This window comes from Paraburkholderia caffeinilytica, assembly GCF_046030355.1.
Lineage (GTDB): Bacteria > Pseudomonadota > Gammaproteobacteria > Burkholderiales > Burkholderiaceae > Paraburkholderia > Paraburkholderia caffeinilytica_B.
This window is the reverse complement of record NZ_JAQQCQ010000013.1, coordinates 218,842-240,204: the sequence shown is the minus strand read 5'-3', so window position 1 is coordinate 240,204 and position 21,363 is coordinate 218,842. Positions and strand designations below refer to the sequence as shown.

Annotated in this window: 18 protein-coding genes; 13 read left to right on the top strand and 5 right to left on the bottom strand. The window is 62.0% G+C overall.

Annotation, left to right across the window (positions count from 1 at the left end):
• Positions 1-99: 99 nt before the first annotated feature.
• A complete protein-coding gene (locus tag PQQ95_RS20885; RefSeq protein WP_408440081.1) occupies positions 100-843 on the bottom strand; it encodes a TetR/AcrR family transcriptional regulator in 744 nt (247 codons plus the stop codon).
• Between the two features lie 280 nt (positions 844-1,123).
• Here PQQ95_RS20885 and PQQ95_RS20880 point away from each other — a divergent pair, with 280 nt between their 5' ends.
• From PQQ95_RS20880 to PQQ95_RS20865, 4 genes are all read left to right on the top strand, one after another.
• Positions 1,124-2,305, top strand: a complete 1,182-nt coding sequence (locus tag PQQ95_RS20880) for an isovaleryl-CoA dehydrogenase (RefSeq protein ID WP_408440056.1) — start codon at positions 1,124-1,126, stop codon at positions 2,303-2,305.
• Between the two features lie 160 nt (positions 2,306-2,465).
• On the top strand, positions 2,466-4,073 hold the full coding sequence (locus PQQ95_RS20875) for a carboxyl transferase domain-containing protein (RefSeq protein WP_408440054.1): 1,608 nt from the start codon (positions 2,466-2,468) through the stop codon (positions 4,071-4,073).
• Between the two features lie 29 nt (positions 4,074-4,102).
• Positions 4,103-4,888, top strand: a complete 786-nt coding sequence (locus PQQ95_RS20870; protein WP_408440051.1) for an enoyl-CoA hydratase/isomerase family protein — start codon at positions 4,103-4,105, stop codon at positions 4,886-4,888.
• 162 nt (positions 4,889-5,050) lie between these two features.
• Positions 5,051-7,075 (top strand): acetyl/propionyl/methylcrotonyl-CoA carboxylase subunit alpha, encoded by a 2,025-nt coding sequence (locus tag PQQ95_RS20865; protein WP_408440048.1) that lies wholly within the window; start codon positions 5,051-5,053, stop codon positions 7,073-7,075.
• A gap of 9 nt (positions 7,076-7,084) precedes the next feature.
• On the opposite strand, the gene PQQ95_RS20860 is transcribed toward PQQ95_RS20865, so the two are convergent.
• The 4 genes from PQQ95_RS20860 to PQQ95_RS20845 form a co-directional block, all read right to left on the bottom strand.
• On the bottom strand, positions 7,085-7,876 hold the full coding sequence (locus PQQ95_RS20860; protein WP_408440045.1) for a phosphate/phosphite/phosphonate ABC transporter substrate-binding protein: 792 nt from the start codon (positions 7,874-7,876) through the stop codon (positions 7,085-7,087).
• A 19-nt stretch (positions 7,877-7,895) separates the two neighbouring features.
• The gene (locus tag PQQ95_RS20855; protein ID WP_408440042.1) at positions 7,896-8,174 is read right to left on the bottom strand and encodes a hypothetical protein; all 279 of its coding nucleotides are present in this window, start codon (positions 8,172-8,174) and stop codon (positions 7,896-7,898) included.
• A 189-nt stretch (positions 8,175-8,363) separates the two neighbouring features.
• Positions 8,364-10,655 carry a pyridoxamine 5'-phosphate oxidase family protein gene (locus tag PQQ95_RS20850; protein WP_408440039.1) on the bottom strand — a complete coding sequence of 764 codons (2,292 nt, stop codon included), beginning with the start codon at positions 10,653-10,655 and terminating at the stop codon, positions 8,364-8,366.
• A gap of 38 nt (positions 10,656-10,693) precedes the next feature.
• Complete coding sequence (locus tag PQQ95_RS20845) at positions 10,694-11,335, bottom strand: glutathione S-transferase family protein (protein WP_408440038.1); 642 nt, start codon at positions 11,333-11,335, stop codon at positions 10,694-10,696.
• 128 nt (positions 11,336-11,463) lie between these two features.
• Here PQQ95_RS20845 and PQQ95_RS20840 point away from each other — a divergent pair, with 128 nt between their 5' ends.
• The 9 genes from PQQ95_RS20840 to PQQ95_RS20800 all read left to right on the top strand — a co-directional run bounded on the left by PQQ95_RS20840 (position 11,464) and on the right by PQQ95_RS20800 (position 21,311).
• Positions 11,464-12,378 carry a LysR family transcriptional regulator gene (locus tag PQQ95_RS20840; RefSeq protein WP_408440037.1) on the top strand — a complete coding sequence of 305 codons (915 nt, stop codon included), beginning with the start codon at positions 11,464-11,466 and terminating at the stop codon, positions 12,376-12,378.
• 372 nt (positions 12,379-12,750) lie between these two features.
• Positions 12,751-13,449 carry an energy transducer TonB gene (locus tag PQQ95_RS20835; protein ID WP_408440036.1) on the top strand — a complete coding sequence of 233 codons (699 nt, stop codon included), beginning with the start codon at positions 12,751-12,753 and terminating at the stop codon, positions 13,447-13,449.
• A 76-nt stretch (positions 13,450-13,525) separates the two neighbouring features.
• The gene (locus tag PQQ95_RS20830) at positions 13,526-14,479 is read left to right on the top strand and encodes a MotA/TolQ/ExbB proton channel family protein (protein ID WP_408440034.1); all 954 of its coding nucleotides are present in this window, start codon (positions 13,526-13,528) and stop codon (positions 14,477-14,479) included.
• 30 nt (positions 14,480-14,509) lie between these two features.
• On the top strand, positions 14,510-14,935 hold the full coding sequence (locus PQQ95_RS20825) for an ExbD/TolR family protein (protein WP_408440032.1): 426 nt from the start codon (positions 14,510-14,512) through the stop codon (positions 14,933-14,935).
• Between the two features lie 158 nt (positions 14,936-15,093).
• Complete coding sequence (locus PQQ95_RS20820; RefSeq protein ID WP_408440030.1) at positions 15,094-15,525, top strand: ExbD/TolR family protein; 432 nt, start codon at positions 15,094-15,096, stop codon at positions 15,523-15,525.
• A gap of 106 nt (positions 15,526-15,631) precedes the next feature.
• Positions 15,632-16,630 carry a succinylglutamate desuccinylase/aspartoacylase family protein gene (locus tag PQQ95_RS20815; protein ID WP_408440028.1) on the top strand — a complete coding sequence of 333 codons (999 nt, stop codon included), beginning with the start codon at positions 15,632-15,634 and terminating at the stop codon, positions 16,628-16,630.
• Positions 16,631-17,093: 463 nt separating this feature from the next.
• Complete coding sequence (locus PQQ95_RS20810) at positions 17,094-17,642, top strand: GNAT family N-acetyltransferase (protein WP_408440025.1); 549 nt, start codon at positions 17,094-17,096, stop codon at positions 17,640-17,642.
• 84 nt (positions 17,643-17,726) lie between these two features.
• Positions 17,727-18,644, top strand: coding sequence for an ABC transporter substrate-binding protein (locus PQQ95_RS20805; protein ID WP_408440078.1), 918 nt, complete (start codon positions 17,727-17,729; stop codon positions 18,642-18,644).
• A gap of 192 nt (positions 18,645-18,836) precedes the next feature.
• A complete protein-coding gene (locus PQQ95_RS20800; protein WP_408440022.1) occupies positions 18,837-21,311 on the top strand; it encodes a TonB-dependent receptor plug domain-containing protein in 2,475 nt (824 codons plus the stop codon).
• The last annotated feature ends 52 nt before the right edge of the window (positions 21,312-21,363 follow it).

Here is a 21,363-nt window from a genome sequence, read left to right as displayed (position 1 = left end):
TGCCCCGCACAGGGGCGACGCTAATAAACCAATAAGAAAACAAGGAAAGGCCAACGCCCTAAGCAAACAGACCCCAAGCGCCCCACGGGGAAAAAACCACTACCCGCCGCGAGGCCCCCCCTCCCCATTCCGCACAGCAATCTCAAACCGCCGGTTCGCCTCACCCACCTCGGCCCTGAACTGCTGCAACGCGCTCACCGCCAAATCCTGCGGCATAAGCGCCGCCCACAGCACATCGATCAACTGATCCGCAGTAGCATCGATATCGATATGCCGGTTCGCCAGCGTGGCGTCCCACAACACATGTTCCATCGGCCCGAACACCATTGACCGCAACAGCCTCAACGGCATATCAGCCCGAATCTGCCCAGTCTCCTGGCCCTGCGCCAACACCCGCATCAAAGGCGCCGTATACCGCCGCTGCAATTCAGTCAGCGCCTCACTCAATTCATGATGCCGGGCCCGGCCCTCGGATAAAACCAACGCACACAGGTCAGTGCCATTGACCAGCATCAACCGCAAATGCGTGCGCACAATAAAAGCAAACTGTTGACGCACGTTGCCATCACGCGGCAACCCGCTCTCGATCGCTTCAATAATCTCGTCGTACCAGTCGCCAATCACCCGCGCGCATAACTCGCGCTTGCCGCGGAAATAACTGAATACGGTCGCCTCGGAAATGCCCAGGCGCTGCGCAATCTCCGCCGTCGTCGCGCGCTCGTAGCCCTTCTCCGAGAACACGTCGCGGCCCGCCTGCAAGATCTCCCGCACGCGCTGCTGCGACTTGCGCCCGGCCGGCTGGCGGCGTGAGGCAGGTAACTCAGCCTTCAAGACAACCGTCATATGAGTCCAGTTCAGTTTTGTGAGGCCAATCACCTCGATGACGCCGATCCTATCACGGTATGGCGGCTCCAGAGCGCCATCGGACAGTTTCTGAGTAAAACTCAAAAATACCTATTGACGCCTACGTAAATCTAGCGTGAAATGCGTCTTGAACGTTTCGCGCCTCGTGCGGGGCGGTAAAGGCGGCTCATAAGGCCGCCACCGTCCGCTGAGCCGCACTCAGACGGAGCCGCGCCCACCCAGGCTAACCGGCCCGCCCACGAACTCTGGAGACACAGCAATGAGCAACCTGCCCGGTTTGCAATTCCCGCTCGGCGAAGAAATCGAAATGCTGCGTGACAGCATCGCCGGATTCGCTGCCAAAGAAATCGCCCCGCGTGCCGCGGAAATCGATCGGTCGGATCAGTTCCCCATGGACTTGTGGCGCAAATTCGGCGACCTGGGCGTGCTCGGCATGACGGTCTCGGAGGAATACGGCGGTGCGAACATGGGCTACACGGCGCACATGATCGCGATGGAAGAAATCTCGCGCGCATCGGCATCGGTGGGTCTCTCGTACGGCGCGCACTCGAATCTGTGCGTCAACCAGATTCATCGCAACGGCACGGCAGCGCAGAAGGAAAAGTATCTGCCCAAGCTGGTCTCAGGCGAACACATCGGCGCGCTCGCCATGAGCGAACCGAACGCGGGTTCGGACGTCGTCAGCATGAAGCTGCGCGCGGACAAGAAGGGCGATCACTATGTGCTGAACGGCACGAAAATGTGGATCACCAATGGTCCGGATTGCGACACGCTCGTCGTCTATGCAAAGACCGATCTCGAAGCGAATTCGCGGGGCATTACCGCGTTTATCGTCGAGAAAGGCATGAAGGGTTTCTCGGTCGCGCAAAAGCTCGACAAGCTCGGCATGCGCGGGTCACACACCGGCGAACTGGTGTTCGAGAACGTGGAAGTGCCTGAAGAAAATATCCTCGGCCAGCTGAACGGCGGCGTGAAGGTGCTGATGAGCGGCCTCGATTACGAACGCGCCGTGCTCGCCGGCGGCCCGACCGGCATCATGGTCGCGGTCATGGACGCAGTCGTGCCTTATATCCACGACCGCAAACAGTTCGGCCAGCCGATCGGCGAATTCCAGCTGATTCAAGGCAAGGTCGCCGATCTGTACACCACGCTGCAAGCATGCCGTGCCTATCTCTACGCAGTGGGCCGGCAACTCGACACGCTCGGCAAGGAGCACGTGCGCCAGGTGCGCAAGGATTGCGCGGGCGTGATTCTGTACACCGCTGAAAAAGCTACGTGGATGGCCGGCGAGGCGATTCAGATTCTCGGCGGCAACGGTTATATCAACGAGTATCCGGTCGGTCGTTTGTGGCGCGATGCCAAGCTTTATGAAATCGGCGCGGGAACGAGCGAAATCCGTCGCATGCTGATTGGCCGTGAACTGTTCGCTGAGACGGTTTGAACCATCGGATTGCAATTTAGGCCCGTAAGAAGCGACGATAGCAGCCACCGTGCATGGGGTTGGAGTATGTGCTGAAGCGCTTACTTTGGTCGACAGCCTTGCATGGGACCAGAGTAAGCGCTGAAGCGCTAACTCTGGTCGACACAGGAGAAGCCACGTAATGCCGATCATTGAATCAAAGCTGAATCCGCGCTCGGACGACTTCCGCACCAATGCGGCGGCGCTCGAGACGCTGGTCGCCGATCTTCGCGCGAAAGTCGAAAAGCTCGCGCTGGGCGGCGGGCAGGCGGCGCGCGACAAACACACGGGCCGCGGCAAACTGCTGCCGCGCGACCGGATCGAGAAACTGCTCGATCCAGGCACGCCGTTTCTCGAGTTCTCGCAACTCGCGGCCTATGGCATGTACCACAACGATGCGCCGGGCGCGGGTGTCATCACGGGCATTGGCCGCATCGCGGGGCAGGAGTGCGTGATCGTCTGCAATGACGCGACGGTTAAAGGTGGTACTTACTATCCCGTCACCGTGAAAAAGCACGTGCGGGCACAGGAAATCGCCGCGGAAAATCATTTGCCGTGCGTCTACCTGGTCGATTCGGGGGGCGCGAATCTGCCGAATCAGGACGACGTGTTCCCCGATCGCGATCACTTCGGCCGTATCTTCTTCAATCAGGCGAATCTGTCCGCCGCAGGCATTCCGCAGATCGCCGTCGTGATGGGTTCGTGCACGGCCGGCGGCGCCTATGTGCCTGCCATGAGCGATGAATCGATCATCGTCAAGAATCAGGGGACGATTTTTCTGGGCGGCCCGCCGCTCGTCAAGGCCGCAACCGGTGAAGTGGTGAGCGCGGAAGACCTCGGCGGTGGCGACGTGCATACGCGTCTGTCCGGCGTGGTCGATCATCTCGCGCAGAACGACGCGCATGCGTTGGGTATTGCGCGCAGCATCGTCGGCAATCTGAATCGCAAGAAGCACGTGCCGGTGGCGTTGCAGGAACCGAAGCCGCCGCGCTATGACGTGAAGAGCATGTACGGTGTGATTCCCGTCGATACGCGCAAGCCGTTCGATATCCGTGAGGTGATCGCGCGTATCGTCGACGATTCCGCTTTCGACGAATTCAAGGCCCGCTACGGCACCACGCTCGTGTGCGGCTTCGCGCATATCTGGGGGCACCCGGTCGGCATCATCGCGAACAACGGCATTCTGTTTTCGGAGTCGGCGCTCAAGGGCGCGCACTTCATCGAACTGTGCTGCCAGCGCAAGATTCCGCTGGTGTTCCTGCAGAACATCACCGGCTTCATGGTGGGCCGCAAGTACGAAAACGAAGGCATCGCGCGTAACGGCGCGAAGATGGTGACGGCCGTGGCCACGGCGAAAGTGCCGAAGTTCACGGTGATCATCGGCGGTTCGTTCGGGGCGGGCAATTACGGCATGTGCGGCCGCGCGTATTCGCCGCGCTTCCTGTGGATGTGGCCGAATGCGCGTATTTCGGTGATGGGCGGCGAGCAGGCCGCCTCGGTGCTGGCCACGGTCAAGCGCGACGGTATCGAAGGCAAGGGCGGTTCGTGGAGCGCCGAAGAGGAAGAGGCATTCAAGCAGCCGATCCGCGAGCAATACGAGCATCAGGGCCACCCGTACTACGCAAGTGCGCGTCTGTGGGACGACGGTGTGATCGATCCGGCGCAAACCCGTGACGTGCTCGGCCTCGGCCTCTCGGCGACGATGAACGCGCCGATCGAAGACACGCGTTTTGGCGTGTTCAGAATGTGACGGAACGCGACGAGAGAGGAGCCGCAACGATGCAATACGACACGCTGAATGTCGCTTTCGCCGGGCAGATTGCCACGGTCACGCTGAACCGGCCGGACGTGCGCAACGCGTTCAATGAAACGATGATCGCCGAAGTGACCTCGGCTTTCACGGCCTTGAACGCGCGCGACGACGTGCGCGCGGTGGTGCTCGCGGCGAACGGCAAGGCATTCTGTGCAGGCGCCGACCTGAACTGGATGAAGAAGATGGCCGGCTATTCGGACGACGAGAACCGCGCCGACGCGATGCTGCTGGCGAACATGCTGTCGTCGATCTATCGCTGCAGCAAACCGGTGATCGCGCGCGTGAACGGCGATGCGTACGCGGGCGGCATGGGTCTGATTTCGGCGTGCGATATCGTCGTGGCAGTGGAAAGCGCGCGTTTTTGCCTCTCGGAAGCGCGTCTCGGCCTGATTCCGGCGACCATCGCGCCGTATGTGATCCGTGCGTTGGGCGAGCAGGCGTCGCGCCGCTACTTCACGACCGCCGAGCAATTCGATTGCGCGACAGCGCTCCGCCTGGGCCTCGTCAGCGAAGCGGTGAACGTGGAGCAACTCGACGCGACCGTGCAGCAGCTTGCGGAAACGCTCTGCGCAAACGGTCCGCAAGCGGTACGCGCCTGCAAGCAACTCGTCCAGGACATCGCCGGCCGCGAGCTGAACGAAGCCATGATCGAGGACACGGCGGCGCGCATCGCGCGCACGCGAGCAGGCGCGGAGGGCCGTGAAGGCGTCGCGTCGTTCCTCGAAAAACGCACGCCGTCATGGCGCGATTGAAATGCCATTAAACCGCACCTGAAGCGCACCTGAAGCGCACCTGAAGCGCACCTGAAGCGCACCCGAAGCGAACCCGAAGCGCAGGCAAGCCCCCACTCCAGGGCAGCGCCCGGCCTTCACCAGAACAACACACCCCGAGCGGGACATTCACCGAGACACCTCATGTTCAACAAGATCCTGATTGCCAACCGCGGCGAGATTGCATGCCGCGTCGCTGCGACCTGCAAGCGGCTCGGCATCGCGAGCGTGGCCGTGTATTCCGATGCGGACGCCAACGCGAAACACGTGGCCGCATGTGACGAGGCGGTGCATATCGGCGGATCGACCGCGGCGGAAAGCTATCTGCGGGTCGAGCGCATTATCGAAGCCGCGCGCGCATCCGGCGCGCAGGCGGTGCATCCGGGCTACGGCTTCCTGTCGGAAAACGAAGACTTCGCGCATGCCTGCGAAGCGGCCGGCATCGTTTTCATCGGACCGCCGGTCGAAGCAATTGCCGCGATGGGCTCGAAGGCGGCCGCGAAGGCGTTGATGCATGCCGCCGCGGTGCCGCTCGTGCCGGGTTATCACGGCGATGATCAGGATCCGCAGTTGCTGCATCGCGAAGCAGATGCGATCGGTTATCCGGTCTTGCTGAAGGCGAGCGCGGGCGGCGGCGGCAAAGGCATGCGTGTCGTCGAACGCACTGAAGATTTCGCGGCGGCGTTGGCGTCGTGCAAACGCGAAGCGGCCAGCAGTTTCGGCAACGACCGCGTGCTGATCGAAAAGTATCTGACGCGCCCGCGTCACGTGGAAGTACAGGTGTTCGCGGACCGTCACGGCGGCGCGGTCTATCTGTTCGATCGCGATTGCTCGGTGCAGCGGCGTCACCAGAAAGTGCTGGAGGAAGCGCCGGCGCCGGGCTTGCCCGCGGAAATCAAACGCGAAATGGGCGAGGCAGCCGTGGCCGCCGCGCGCGCGGTGAATTACGTCGGCGCGGGCACGGTCGAGTTCATCATGACCGGCACGGGCGACTTCTACTTCATGGAGATGAACACGCGCCTGCAGGTCGAGCATCCGGTCACGGAAATGGTGACGGGGCAGGACCTGGTGGAATGGCAACTGCGCGTCGCGGCCGACGAACCGCTGCCGCTCACGCAGCAACAGTTGAAAGTCGACGGCCACGCAATCGAAGCACGTATTTACGCCGAGCATCCGGCGCGCGGCTTCCTGCCTTCGACTGGCACGCTCAAGCATTTGCGCATGCCTGAAGGCGTCGAATTCGCCATCGGCGAGCCGGGCCGCAAAGCGCCGGTACGCATCGACAGCGGCGTGCGCGAAGGCGACACCATCACGCCGTTCTACGATCCGATGATTGCCAAGCTGATTGTCCACGGCGCGACGCGTGCAGAGGCGCTCGCGCGAATGAGTCGTGCGTTGCGTGCCTGCGAAGTAGTGGGCCCGCACACGAACGTCGAGTTCCTGCAGCGCATCGTGACGAGCGAACCGTTCGCGACGGGCGATCTCGATACGGGATTGATCGAGCGTCATCATGATGCCTTGTTCGCACCCGCGAAAAAGCCCTTCAAGGAAGCCCTGGCGCTTGCTTGCGCCGCACTGCTGACGCGTGAAGGCGGCACCGCGCACGGTGCGTCGCCGTGGGATGCGCTATCGCATTGGCGCCTGAACAGCGGTTATACGCAGACGCTCGGCTGGCGCAATGCCGGCGACAGCGGCGAGAACGAAGGCGTTTTCACGGCTACGTTCGCCCGCGACGGCGCCACGCAAACGCTCGAACATGACGGCGTGCGTGAGGGCTTCAGCTGGTCGGAAGGCACAGGCCAGCACGAATACCGCGCGACGATCGGCGATGCCCGGGTGAGCGGACGCGTTTTCATCGACGGCGATACGTTCCACGTGTTCTGCCTCGGCGAGGCGCTGGCGTTCGAGTGGCAGAACCTGCTCGCGCATGCCGCGGATGCAGAAGGCGGTGAAGGCCGCCTGACCGCGCCGATGCCGGGCAAGGTGATTGCGGTGCTGGTCGAACCGGGCACGGTGGTGGAGAAGGGCACGCCGCTGATCGTGATGGAAGCGATGAAGATGGAGCACACGATCGGTGCACCGGCGGCCGGCACGGTCACGGAAGTGCTGTATGCGGTCGGCGATCAGGTTGCCGATGGCGCGCAGCTTCTGGTGCTGGATGTGGGCTAATAGCCGTGCTTAGGCGAGGCGCGCATAGCCGGCAGCGCGCGCTTCGTTTTCGAGTTGCTCGATCCGTTCGTAGTCGGTGAGCGGCAACGTGGAGAAGCCCTTCAAACGCAGGCGTTTGGCGCGTTCGGGCCTCGCACGGTACGTTTCGTCGAGTGCCTCGCGTAGCGCCCCGATCGTCGCGGCCGGCACGTTGCTGGAGGCAATCAGCGGCAAGCCCGGCGATGCCGCCGTCACGCCGATTTGCCGAACCTTTTGCGCCAGTTCAGGCAATTCATCGCGGATAAACGCGAACGTCACGCAGTCGATGGCGGCGACGTCCGCGCGATTGTCGGCCACCGCCCGCAATGATCCGAGATGCGAACCGGTGCACAGGACCGCGCTGAAAAACGTGCCGCCGCGCGCAAGCGGCGCCACCGCGTGGCGAAACACATTCATGCCGCTATTCGAATCGTCCTGATTGTAGGCGGCGCGTGCGCCAAGGCACGCCGCCAGCGAATCGAACTGCGCGTCCGCTCGCGTGACCAGCACGCTCGAATAATCCGCGCCTTCGCAGCCCGGGGCATCGAAGCGCGGCGTGGCGATCACCTGAACCTGCTCATTCAACCCGTGCATCAGTGGATAACCGCAGGTTTGCGAGAGCAGTACGTTAGGGCGCCGCCAGAAACCGTGCAGTTCCTCGTCGGGCTCGACGATGCGGCATGCCGGGCTCACCTTGCGCAAGACGTCGTCCAGCCACTCGCGCCATGTCGCGGCAAGCGCGGGCGTCACGTTGTACATCGGCAGGGCGGCGATCCAGGTCATGGACGCAATTCTGCCATGCCTAATGTCTGACCATTCGGAACTCGTCCAGACCCAGGCGCACGGGCTCGGTCTGGTTGAAGGGCCATTTACATTCCACCACTTTCAATATCTCCAGTTGCGAGTCCTCGAACGCGACGAGCAAATCCTTGCGCCGCTTGCTCACGGCCCCGCAATAGGTCATCAGCGCCTCGGCGCTGACCTCGAAGACCTGCACCCGGTCGTCAAAACAGACCCGGAAGGCGACGGTCTCGCATTCCGTGACACAAGGCCTGAATCCTTCATCGACATATACCGACATGGCAACCTCCCACCGCACGCTTGAGTGATCAGAATGACAAGCCGTCAGCATTCGGTATGTGGGAAAACCGGCATTTGCTATGAAAATGCCCGGGCCCCGCTTCACCTTGCCGGCGGGAAACGGAGCTTGCCCACAGGGACGCGTGCGTAATCGGATTTTGCGCCAGGATGCCGGACTCGTCATCGTCATTCAGAGTTCGAGCGATAGGCCGTCCGTTGTGGCTGCTGCATCGGTAACTTCATCGGCAACCGGTCGCGCCATGCAGATGAGGGCATGGCCTTCGTCGATGGGGGCGTCCGGGGGGGCTTCGTAAGCGACACGGCCGTTTAACACGCGCGTGGAGCACGTGCCGCACATCCCGGAGCGGCAACTCGACTGGGCAGCAATGCCGCATGCTTCGGCGAGTTCGAGAAGCGTGCCGTCCTTCGGCAGCCATTGCACCGTGCGGTGCGATCGTGTGAACGTCACGGGGATGCCCGGCCCATCGCTTTCCCGCTCGTTTGCGAGTGGCGCGCTTCGTGCGTCTTCCGGCACCGCTGGTGGGATTGCTGGCGTGCGTTTGACGGTGGCCGGTCCGAAGGCCTCAAAGCGGATTCTGTCATCGGCAATGTTGAGCGCGCACAATCCTTCATACAGTTCACGCATGAATGACTCGGGGCCACACAGATAGAAGTCGTAGTCGTCGAAGGGCAGTGTGCGCTTGATTTCCGCCATGCTCACGCGACCGGGCACCGTGCCGGATGGCACGTCGGTGGCCGGGTCTGCGGCGCTGTCGAACAGGTGCATGGAGACCGCCGGATGGTGCGATGCGAGGGCCTGCAAGTGAGCACTGAACGGTCGATCGCCCTCGCGTCGCGCGCCATGGAAGAAATGCAGCGGCTTGGGCGGACTATGCGGCTCGCGCGCTGCAATAGCGTGATGCAGCATCGTAATCATCGGCGTGATGCCGATGCCCGCGGAAATGAACACGGCAGGGCGCGGGCTGGCTGAATCGTAGGTGAATGCGCCACGCGGCGTCATCGCTTCGATCTGCATGCCGGCTGCGAAGTGATCGTGCAGCCACGCGGAGCCGACTCCGTCGCGCTTCACAGTGATCCGGTACTGCCGCTGGTTGCTCGCGTCGGACAGTGTATAGGTGCGCGTCAGGGGCTTGTCCCGCCCGTCGACCGGCACGCGGATCGGCAAGTACTGGCCGGGCTCGTACGGCGGCAACGGCGTGCCGTCTGGGGATTCGAAATAGAACGAGCGGATCGCGGGCGTTTCTTCGTGCACGGCGGCGATCCTGAGCTTTCTCCATGGCGATTCGAGCGGTGACGCAGGCGGGGAACCGGGCGACGGAGCAGCCAGGGAGTCGGGCGGGGAAGCAGGCAGGGAACCGAGTGATGACGCAGACGGGGAACCGAGTGGTGACACCGGCTGTGCATCGGGCAATGAAGCAGGCAATGAACCGAGTAATGAACCAGGCAACGTAGCTCGCACGGACACAGGCGGTGCGTCGGGCCGTGACGCGGACGTCACGAACTGCGGCGCATAGCCGACTTCGGACCAACGAAACGGCAACGCCTTGCGACTGCGCCGCACTTCGGTGATGCGAAAGCGTACGAGACGCTCGGCCAGCGGAAAGTCGTCCAATTCCGGACCATCCCAGACGATCTCGGCGAGGGCCGCGACATAAAGCAGATCGCCGCTCGCGAAGTCGACGAACAGCAAGCCGGCGCGCGGATCGTGGAGCAGATTGCCCAGTGTGTTGAAGAAGCGATTGCCGCTGAAATCGGGTGTTGTCAGCGTGGTGGCGTCGTCAATGCGTACGAAACCCGGCATGCCGCCGCGATGCGAAACATCGACGCCGCGAGCCGCGCCTGCTTCTTCGCCGACGTTAGCGCTGGCGATAAAAAAAGTATCCGCATTCGCCAGCAACGCGCGGTCCGCGTCGTTGAGTTGGGTCGACGTCTCGACGGGTGCCGTCGTGCCGGTTTCGCCGCGTGCAATGAATGTCGGCGTACGGCTTTGAATATATTTTGCGCAGTTGCCAAAGCTTTGCATGACGTCGAGCGTGACTGCATCGCCAGCCACCGACGACACGACGCCATTGACGCGATTGCGTCGGCGCGTCTGCGCCTGCAGACCCAGACCGCCAATCATCACACCAGGCTGCCAGTGGCCTGCCAACGGATCGCCCGGTAAAACGCCGCCGTCGATCCGCAAGGTGCGCGCGTCAGGGGACGATACAAAGCCCGCTTCGGCCGCCCGCAGCGTTGCCCACGGCTGGCCGTTTGCGTCGAGACCGCCGAACACCATGAACGGCTGCTCGGCGAAAAACTGCCGATGCTGATCCGGCATATAGCGGCGGATACCCCGGCGGCCGCTCGACTCCGCCTCCTCGTCCACGCCCGCCTGCCGTTGCGCCATGCGTTCGGCGGCATGAAAGGGCGACTCGGCGGCGTCCCAACCGCGCGGCGCGCTGGAAGAAAGTTGAGACATATCGATCCCTGCCTGTTACGGCGTGTACGTTTCCCGGATTACGCGGCGAGCAATCCCGCCTTCGTCGGCGGCATTGCAATGAAGCGTGGCAGCGCTTCGACACGACGCAGCCATGCCTGGATGTTCGGGTACGGCTCGAGCGATATGCCGCCTTCCGGCGCATGGGCGATGTACGTATGCGCTGCAATGTCGGCAATGCTCACACGGTCTCCCGCAGCGAAATTTTTACCGGCAAGCTCCGCGTCGAGCACGTCGAACAATTTGAAGGCAATCTTCTGCGCGGTGTCGAGATTGAGCGGCGCGCCGAATACCGTGACCAGCCGCGCGGCGCACGGCCCGTAAGCGATCTGTCCTGCCGCGAGCGAGAGCCATCGTTGCACGGCGGCGGCGCCGAGCGCGTCTTCCGGCAGCCATGACGGGTCGCCGTAGCGTTTCGCCAGATAGACGAGGATTGCGTTGGAATCGAACAGCACCGTCTCGCCATCTTCGATCGTCGGCACCTGGCCGAACGGATTGAGCTTCAGGTAGTCCGGGCGACGATTATCACCGGCCGCCATGTTCAGTTCGATGACTTCAAAAGGCAGATCAAGCAGGCTCAGGAACAACTTGACGCGGTGTCCGTGCCCGGAGAGGAGCGTGGTGTGAAGGCGGATCGGCTGGGCGGGTTGGGCGGCAGACATTGAAAGCTCCTGGATCGGGGAAAAGCCGACAACTGTCGACTGGATGAGGTAAGCCTACGCGCTGGGAGCGCCGCGCAGAAGCCTGCTAAGCTAGAAAACATAATCAACCAAAGATGGACAATCAGCGAATGGCAGATCTACGGGATGTCAATCTGAACCGCCTGGCGATATTTGTTGCCGTGGTAGAAGCGGGCTCTTTTACCGCGGCCGCGGCGCGTCTCGGACTCACGAAAACCATGGTCAGCACGCATCTTCAGCGGCTCGAGCGCGAGATCGGCGCGGGCCTGCTGGTCCGAACGACGCGGCGGCTCAGCGTGACCGAGAGCGGGCGCGCCTTCTACGAGGCAAGTTGCAAGATCCTGCTGGCGGCCGAGGAAGCGCTATCGGCGGTATCGGGGGAATCGGCGCCGTTGCGGGGCACGCTGCGCGTGAGTGCGCCGATCGACTATGGAGCGTTGGTGGTGGCGCCCGCGCTGGTGGAAATGCGCCGGGCGTATCCCGAACTCGACATCGAACTGGTCAGCAGCGACCACTATGTGGATCTGATCGCGGAGGGCATCGACGTGGCCATCCGTTTGGGGCAACTTGCCGACTCGGGCTACCGGGCAGTGAAGCTCGGCGGGTTCGTCAAATGGATCGTCGCGAATCCGGAATTCGTCGCTACGTGGGGTAAGCCGAAGACGCCGGCTGCGCTCGCGGCCATGCCGCATGTCGCATTGTCTGTGTTGCCGCATCCGCTGACGCTTGATCTGCAGCGGGCGAAAGGCGCAAAACAAAGCGTGCGGTGCGAGGATGTCCTGCTGGTGAATACGGCCGATGCAGCCCGCGCGGCGACGCTCGCGGGTGGTGGCTTCGGATTGCTGACTGATTTTTCGATCTCGGCGGACGTGGCGACGGGGCGGCTGGTGCGTCTGCTGCCCGATTGGTCGGGCAAGCCCAAAGGGATCCACGCGGTGTTTCCGCCTACCCGTTATCCCACGGCAAAGGTACGCGCGCTGATTGAAGTGATCAGGAGAAGGCTTGATCCGCAGGCGCGCGGCTAGCGCCGGACCGATGTTCGCTTTCGCAATCCCGGCTCCGCGAGATTTTGCAAAGGGTGCGAGCGAAGGTGCCGCGTTTCACATTTGAGAGCGCGCACAGAACATTCAATTAAGCCCGTCAAAAATTTACTCCGATCTTTCCCACGGTTTGACAGGAATCCAAATATGGAATTCTTTGTTCACTGAAAAGCCGTAACTCGGTACCGTAACTCCTCTTCTGTATTGCGATGCACGCGCGGAGGCTGTCTCTGGACTCCGGCTTCTGCTGGAGCAGATGTAAAGACGGCGCTCTGGCGCAGGAGCGTGCGCGCTGCTTTTGTAAGACTTCCGGAGGGTGGTTGTGAGCTGCACAGGTCACGGTTATCGGGGTGGTATATGTCCACAGAGGTAATTTTCAGATCGACCCGGTCGACGGGACGTCCTGCACAGTACGGACGTCGCGACCAGAAACCGGTACGCCGCTACGCCGGCATCGGTGTGGTGCTGCTCCTGCACGTCTTCTTCATTTGGGCGTTAATGAACGGCCTCGCGAACAAGGTCGTGCAGATCGTCCAGAAGCCGATCGAGACGAGGATCATCCAACCGGTGAAACCTCCGCCTCCACCGCCCCTGCCGACGGTGAAACTGCCGCCGCCGAAGTTCGCGCCGCCACCGCCGCCGCGGCCGTTCGTGCCGCCGCCTGAAGTGCACGTTACGCCGCCACCGCTTGCACCGACAATCACGCACCAGGCCGCGCCGGTGCCGGCGGAGGTTGCACCGCCGATCCCTGTGCCCGTCGCGCCGCCGGCGCCTGCAAAGCCGGTCAGCCAGGCGGTCGGCGTCGTATGCCCGAACTCGGACGACGTTCGCCGCTCGATGGGCTATCCGGAAGAGGCGCAGGAAAACAACATCACGGGTGACGTATTGATCTCGTTTGTTGTCGATCCGCAGGGGCATGTGACTGACGAGAAAGTCGAGCAGTCCGCCGACCCGATCCTCGCCCGCGCGGCCTTCAAAGCGGTGAAGAAATTCAATTGCATTTCGCAAGGGCAGCCGGTCCGTGTACAGGTGCCGTTCTCGTTCAACCTTAACTGAGCGCCGTGCGTGCAGTTCGAGGTTGCCCTTGATTTCAACCCTTTCGATAGCGATGGATGCACCATCTGGAGCATGTATGAAGAAGCGTTCCTTTTTTGCCGCCGTAGCGGCCAGCCTGTTGATCTCGACCACGGCCGCCAGCTTCCTCGCTGCACCGCAGGCCGCCTGGGCCGAGGCGAGCGCAGCGGGAGCCAACAATGTACCCGGGGCAGCCGGTGCATCGGGCGCCAACAATGTACTCAAGGAAGCCGGCGCTTCGGGCGCCGGTCAGTCAGCCACGCCACCGGCCGCAGCTGCCGCCGACCAGCCGGTGCCGCCGCCGCTGCCCGCGACCAGCACTGAAGTGGCGAACCCATACGGCCTCGGTGCGTTGTGGGCGAACGGCGACTTCGTCGCGCGCTTCGTATTGATTCTGCTCGTGCTGATGTCGATGGGAAGCTGGTACATCATGATCACGAAGTTCCTGGAGCAGTTGCGAGCGAACCGCCGCGCGCAAACCGCCGACGAGCAGTTGTGGAACGCGCCTTCGCTCGCGCAGGGCGCGGAACAGCTTGATGAGAACTCGCCGTTCCGTTTCATCGCTCAAGTAGGGATCGAAGCCGGCCAGCATCACGACGAAGTGTTGCTCGAAGCAGTGGATCGCAACACGTGGATTGACGTGTCTATCGAGCGTGCCATTACCAACGTGTCGAACCGGCTGCAGGACGGGCTCGCTTTCCTCGGCACGGTCGGTTCGACGGCGCCGTTCGTCGGTCTGTTCGGCACGGTGTGGGGGATTTATCACGCGCTGACCGCGATCGGCATTGCCGGGCAGGCGTCGATCGACAAGGTTGCGGGCCCCGTCGGCGAGGCGTTGATCATGACGGCGATCGGTCTCGCCGTCGCGGTGCCGGCGGTGCTGGGCTACAACTTCCTCGTGCGCCGCAACAAGTCGGTGATGGAGCGCGTGCGCGCGTTCGGTGCGCAACTTCATACGGTGCTGCTGCCGGGCACGAAGCCTCATGTGCGTGCGGTCGCGAATGCGAAGTAAGCAGCGGCAGCATAGACGGAGCAAGACGCCATGGCCATGAACGTTGGACAGGACGGCGACGAGGACGAGGTCATCGCCGCCATTAACACGACGCCGCTCGTCGACGTGATGCTGGTGCTGCTGATCATTTTTCTGATCACCATTCCGGTCGTCACGCACACGGTGCCGGTGCGGTTGCCGACGGAGACGGTGAACCCGTTGCAGACCAAACCGGACAGCATCGAGATTGCGGTCAACAAGGACGGCGACTTCTTCTGGAACGAGAAGCTGGTCGATGCAACGACGCTGCTTGCGAGACTGAAGGTGGCGTCGGTGAAGCTGCCGCAGCCGGAGGTGCACGTGCGGGGTGACCAGACGACACGCTACGAATTCATCGGGCGAGTGGTTACCGCATGCGAGCGCGCCGGGATCTCGAAGGTTTCATTTATTACCCAGCCGCCAGCGCGCGGCGGGTAGCTCTGCATGGGACCGGAGTAAGAGCTCTGCATGGGACCAGAGTAAGAGCTTTGCATGGGACCAGAGTAAGCGCTAAAGCGCCAACTCTGGCCGACAGCTAAAGCGCCCACTCTGGCTGACAGCTTTGCATAGGATCGAACCAGGAGCAGGAGTCGACAATGGGAATGAACGTATCTTCGGGCCGCAGCAGCGGCGAACCGGAGGTGATGGTTGACATCAACACCACGCCGCTGATCGACGTGATGCTGGTGTTGCTGATCATGCTGATCATCACGATTCCGATCCAGATGCACTCGGTAAAGATGAACCTGCCCGTCGGCAATCCGCCGCCGCCGGCTGTGCCGCCGCCGGTCGTGCAGGTCGACATCGATTTCGACGGAACGATCAGGTGGAACGGTGCGCCGGTCGCGGGCGTGCCGGACCTGGAAAAGCGCCTGGCCGACGTCGCCGCGCAGCCGGACCAGGCGGAAATTCATCTGCTGCCGAACAAGCTCGCTCCGTACAAGGACGTGGCGGCAGTACTCGCCGCCGCGCAGCGTGAAGGCGCGACGAAGATCGGGCTCATCGGCAACGAACAATATATGCAATGAGCGCGCGTGACCGGCGCGCGCAGCAACCGATCCAGTCAGGGAAGAACACCGGCACGATGATGACCAGGCGGCACGGCCGGATATCCCGCCTCACGAAGGAAGCCCGATGAGTTCCATCCACAACGAAATCGATCTCGATGCCGATGGACGTCACGTCGGCTATTTGCGTCTGCCTTACTCGGTTCATCGTTCCGCGTATGGATGGATTCCCATTCCGATTGCGTCGGTTCGCAATGGCGACGGTCCCGTCGTACTGCTGATGGGCGGCAATCACGGCGACGAATACGAAGGGCAGGTGCTCGTTTCCAGCCTGATTCGCGAAATCGAGCCGCAATGGGTGCGCGGGCAACTGATCTTCCTCCCCATGGCGAATTTTCCCGCTGCGGCTGCGGGCCTGAGGACTTCACCGCTCGACGGCGGCAACCTGAACCGCAGTTTTCCCGGCGACTCACAAGGCTCGCCAACGGCCGTCATTGCCGACTACATCGAGCACACGCTGCTCGCGCGCGCGCAATATCTGATCGACCTGCATTCGGGCGGCAGTTCGCTTCTCTACGACGGCGCCAATATGCTGGCCATCGAGCCGCGCGATCCCGAGGAAGAGCAGCGGCTCAAGGCTTTACTCACCGCCTTCGGGTTGCCGCGTGCGTTTCTGCATCGGCCGAATCCGGTCCATGCGGCGACCGCGGCGCGCCGGCAGGGCGCGCTCTCTATCCTCACAGAACTCGGCGGCGGCGGTACGGTGCAGGCGAACCTGCTGCGCGATGCGCGACACGGTCTGCTGAATCTGCTCGGTTTCATCGGACTGCTGAGCGGGCCCCTCGTCCCGGACGGTCCTCCCGGGCAGACCCGCTTTTTTACAGTATCCGGCTCGCGCCACTATGTGTACGCCTATGAGCGCGGTGTCTATGAGCCGCTCGCCGATCTGGGCGACCAGGTCGTGGCGGGCCAGCCTGCGGCGCGCATTCATTTTCCCGACACGCCGCTGCGTGAGCCGGTCACGACTTTTTTCGCGGGAGCGGGCGAGGTTGTTTGCAAGCGCGTGCCGGCCGCAGTAGAACGCGGCGACTGCCTGTTCCATCTCGCCGAACCGACTCAAAGCTAATACGGCATAAACTCGCTGCCGTTATCCTGGAAGCTCACGCGTTTTATCGGCGCCGGCCTACGTTTTATACGCATTAATCGTCATTTAAAGCCGGTATCTGAAAGCGTCCTGAAATAAAAAGGGCGGCCGGTATTTTTTAAAAACAAATATTTATTCAATAGCGCAATTCACGCAGCGCACGCGAATTGTAATCTTAATTAAATAATTGAAAGCAATATGAAATAATGCGGCGCCGATATCCTGGGGATTTACAGGCTCTATTGGCGGCGCAGCCTCGCGCTTAAATCCGGCAATAAGACGTGAATTATATATATGAAATTTTCGGAATAACGATCTGTTAAATGTTTGGTTCATTCCTCATTGACGGCCTGTTATCTTGTTTTCGGTTCGACGGCAATACAGATCGGGCGGAATAGAGATTCACCGACAGTATCAACAGGCGCAAACGCTCCCCATATCCGAAATGACCTACGAGATTATTGATACCACGCCTTTGGATCCCATTGCGCGGCCTCTATTGGATGCGCTTCAGGTCGAGTACGCGACACGCTATCGCGAATTCAGAGCGAACAGCGCGGCCTTGGTGAGTGAGGAGTTGGCGCGTTATCCGGCCGAGTTGTTTGCACCTCCTGAGGGCGCTTTCATTGTGATCGTGAGTGACGGCGAGACGATCGCGGGTGGCGCATTCAAACGTTACGACGCGACGACCGCCGAACTCAAGCGTATCTGGACGCATGCCGGTGAGCGTCGTCAAGGGTTGGCCCGCCGCGTCGTGCAGGAGCTCGAGTCGCGTGCGGTGCGACAGGGTTATCGCCGCGTCTATCTGACCACGGGCTTCAGGCAGCCGGAAGCGGCGGGACTCTATCACCGCGCCGGTTATGAACCGCTCTTTGATCGTTCGATCGCGCCGGAGATCCACTTTCGTCTTCCGTTCGGCAAGGACTTGCTGGAACCGGGCAGCATCGATTCGTTAAGCGATCTGCGCCAGCCCGAGCCGCTCGGTCAGCGGTAACCGTGCGTGCAACGCATCGGTCAAATCGTCCATTTCAACGGAATCTATCAAGTCATGAAACTCAGCCGGAATATTTTGTCGGCGATGGCCGGAACGTTCGCCGCCCTGGCGATGGGCGTAGCGGCCACAGCGCTGGCGGCCACACCCATCACGCTCAATCTGAGTCCGGATCAACACGATCGCATCCGGACCACCCCTGACGCTGCGGCAATCCAGGCCGTACCCGCCGCGTTTCCGTTTGCCGAGAAGGGCGAACTGGTTATCGGTATGACCGTGGCATGGCTGCCGCTCGGTTCGTATGCGAGCGATGCGAAGACCGTGATTGGCTTTGACCCGGATCTCGCGCAACTGGTCGCGGACGGTTTGGGACGCAAGCTGAAAATCGTAGTGCTGGCGTGGGAAGACTGGCCGCTCGCCTTGCAATCGGGCAAGGTCGACGCAGTGGTGTCGAACGTGACGGTAACCGAGGAGCGCAAGCAGAAATTCGACTTCTCGACCTACCGGCGTGACGTGCTCGGATTTTACGTGACCGATGCAAGCCCGATCAAGGCGATCAAGGAGCCGAAGGATGTTGCCGGACTCCGTGTCATTACCGATTCAGGCACGAACCAGGAAAAAATCCTGCTCGCGTGGGACAAGGAAAATGTCGCCCACGGATTGAAGCCGGTCCAGATTCAGTATTACGACGATCTCGCCGTGAGGGATGTGGCGTTGCGGTCGGGGCGCGCTGACGCGATCCTGAGCGTCAACTCGGGGCTTGCCTACGCGGCCGCGCAGCGTGGCGGGATCCGCTCGGTCGGCACGATCAGCGGAGGCTGGCCGATCATGGCCGACGTCGCGGTCACGACCCGCAAGGGCAGTGGACTCGCTGCGCCTGTCACGCTGCTGCTGAACGACCTCATTCACAGCGGGAAATACACGCAGGTGCTCGACCGCTGGAATTTGGGTTCAGAAGCGGTCGACCAGGCCAGGACGAATCCGCCGGGACTCCCCAAAAGCTAGCGGGTCGGGGAAATCGACAGCAGCGGTCGCTGCTGTCGAAGATGGCCCATCACATTTCCTAAGTATCACTAATAGGTTGGCGTGGCGCATCGGCTGATATGGGCCGATGTGCTGAATCGTTGTATCCACTTATAACCAACGGGGCAGTCGATGCGTGGTAAAAGCAGAAAGAATCGGGCAGGTCAGCCGATCATGGGGGCACGGCGAAAAGTGCTGTCGGTTGCTGTGCTGGCAATCACGTGCAACGGCGCTGCATGGGCGCAAAGTGCGGCTGCGCCGACGGGCGTGAGCGACGCCCCGGTTGCCTCGCCCACCGCCGATTCCACGCAAACCTCGCCGGCCGCGAGCGCTCAGTCGAAAGCGAGACAGCCCGGCGCGGCGGATACGGTGCAGCAGGATACAGTGGTGGTGACGGGGACTCGCACCGATACGAAGGCGAGCAAGAGCCTGACGCCGGTGGATGTGATCAGCAGCGCCCAGTTGCAGGCGACAGGGCAGAGCAATCTGCGCGATGCACTCGTCCAGCTGTCGCCTTCGATTGCGCATGAGACTTATGCGGGGGACGCCGCCGTGCTGACCGACGCATTGACGCTGCACGGTCTGAGTCCGGACCACGTGCTCGTGCTCGTGAACGGCAAGCGTCGCCATACCACGGCGAACATCGCGCTCGACGGCGGGTTGAATCAGGGTTCAACCGGCGTCGACATCGACATGATTCCGGTGGGGCTCATCGATCACATCGAGGTGCTGCGCGATGGGGCGGCGGCACAGTACGGTTCGGATGCAATCGCGGGCGTCATCAATATTATTCTGAAGAAGAGTTCGCACGGTGGCGAACTGCAGACGACGAACGGCCAGACCTATGCCGGCGATGGTTTCAAGAATGGCGAATCGGCCAGTATCGGTCTGGATCTGGGCGGCAAGGGCTTTCTGGACTTGAGCGCGGAATACGACCGCCAGAACCATACGGTCCGCACCGGGCCCGACGATTATTTCGGAACGTTCCAGCCGGGGCACGGTTACTACAACCCGATCGAAGGCGATCCGGCCAGCACGCGCGAGTCGGTGGGCTACAACGCCGGATATTACCTCGGCGACGATGTCGAGCTGTATGGCTTTGGCACGTACGCGCATCGCAACGCACAGGCCTACCAGAACTATCGTCCGCCTTCGGTGCTTCCGGCCGTCTATCCGGACGGGTTTGTGCCAAGGGAGACGGTCAACGAGAACGACTATTCGGTCACGACGGGTATCAAAGGGCAGAACCTGTTCGGCTGGTCGTGGGATTTGAGCACGACCTATGGCGGCGACCATGACGTCATCGGCATGGAGAATTCGGCCAACACGGGGCTGTTCGCGGCGCAGGGCTATACGCCGAGCACGTTCCATCTGGCGACGGTCAGCAACACCCAATTGACGAACAATCTGGATTTCTCACGGGCATTCCAGCTGCCGTTGCTTGCGGTGCCTGTGAACGTCTCATGGGGTGTCGAGCAGCGGCGCGAGACCTACTCGGTGGGGGCGGGCGATTTTGCATCCTATGTCGATGGCGGTTCGCAGGCGCTGCCGGGCCTTGCGCCCGTTAGCGCGAGCGACAACTCGCGCAACGTGATCGGCACGTATATCGACCTCCTGACCCATGTCACGCCGAAGTGGACGGTCGATCTGGCCGGACGCTTCGAGCATTACAGCGATGTCGGCAGTACGACGAACGGAAAGCTTTCGACCCGCTACGATTTCACGCCTGTTTTCGCGGTGCGCGGCAGCGTCAGCACCGGATTCCGCGCGCCCTCGCTGGCCGAGGAGTACTACAGCAACATTAACGAATCGCCCGCATCCGTCTTCGGCCTTCTTGCCGCCAACTCGGCGGCAGCCAGGTTGATCGGCGCGCAGCCGCTGCAATCGGAGAAGTCGACCAACTACAACATCGGCTTCGTGCTGACCCCGGCACGCGATCTTCACCTGACGCTCGACGCCTATCAGATCGACATTCGCAACCGGATCGTCGAGGGCGGGACGGCCTCGGGCGCGGCCGCGATCGCCGCGATGCAGGCCGCGGGGCTGTCGGTGCCCAGCTCGGTCCCGGCGTCGGCGGTATCCGCGAGCTACTTCACCAATGGTGCGAGCACGCGTACCCGCGGGATCGATCTGACCGGCACCTACCACACAGGCTTTGGTGCTTATGGACAGGTGGACTGGGACCTGGGCGTGAACATCAACACCACCTCGGTCACGCATGTGGCGGCCGGCGCCAACGGTGCGCCGGAACTCAATGCGCAGCAGATCGCGTGGCTCTCCACGTCGACGCCGAAGAACAAGATCATCATCGGCGGCACATGGCATCTCGACAAGTGGGGCGTGAGCCTGCACGAAACACGCTATGGCTCCACCACGAGTCAGGAAACCTACATCGTCGGACCCAATGCGTTTTCGACGACACAGTTCCTGCAATTCCAGAATGCGGCGAGATACATCACCGACGTCGAGGTCCGCTACAACGTGACGAAGAAATTCCAGATCGCAGTGGGCGCGAACAACTTGTTCGACGTGTATCCGAGCAAGCTGCCTTACGTCGCCCAGCTCGAAGGGAGCCAGTACGACGCATTTGCTTCGACGACCGGCGTGAATGGCGGCTTCTACTACGCGCGTGCCCGGTACGTGTTTTAGCGTTTTCCTGCTATGCATAGCAAAAATTGCTGGAACGCTCGCGAAGCCTGCT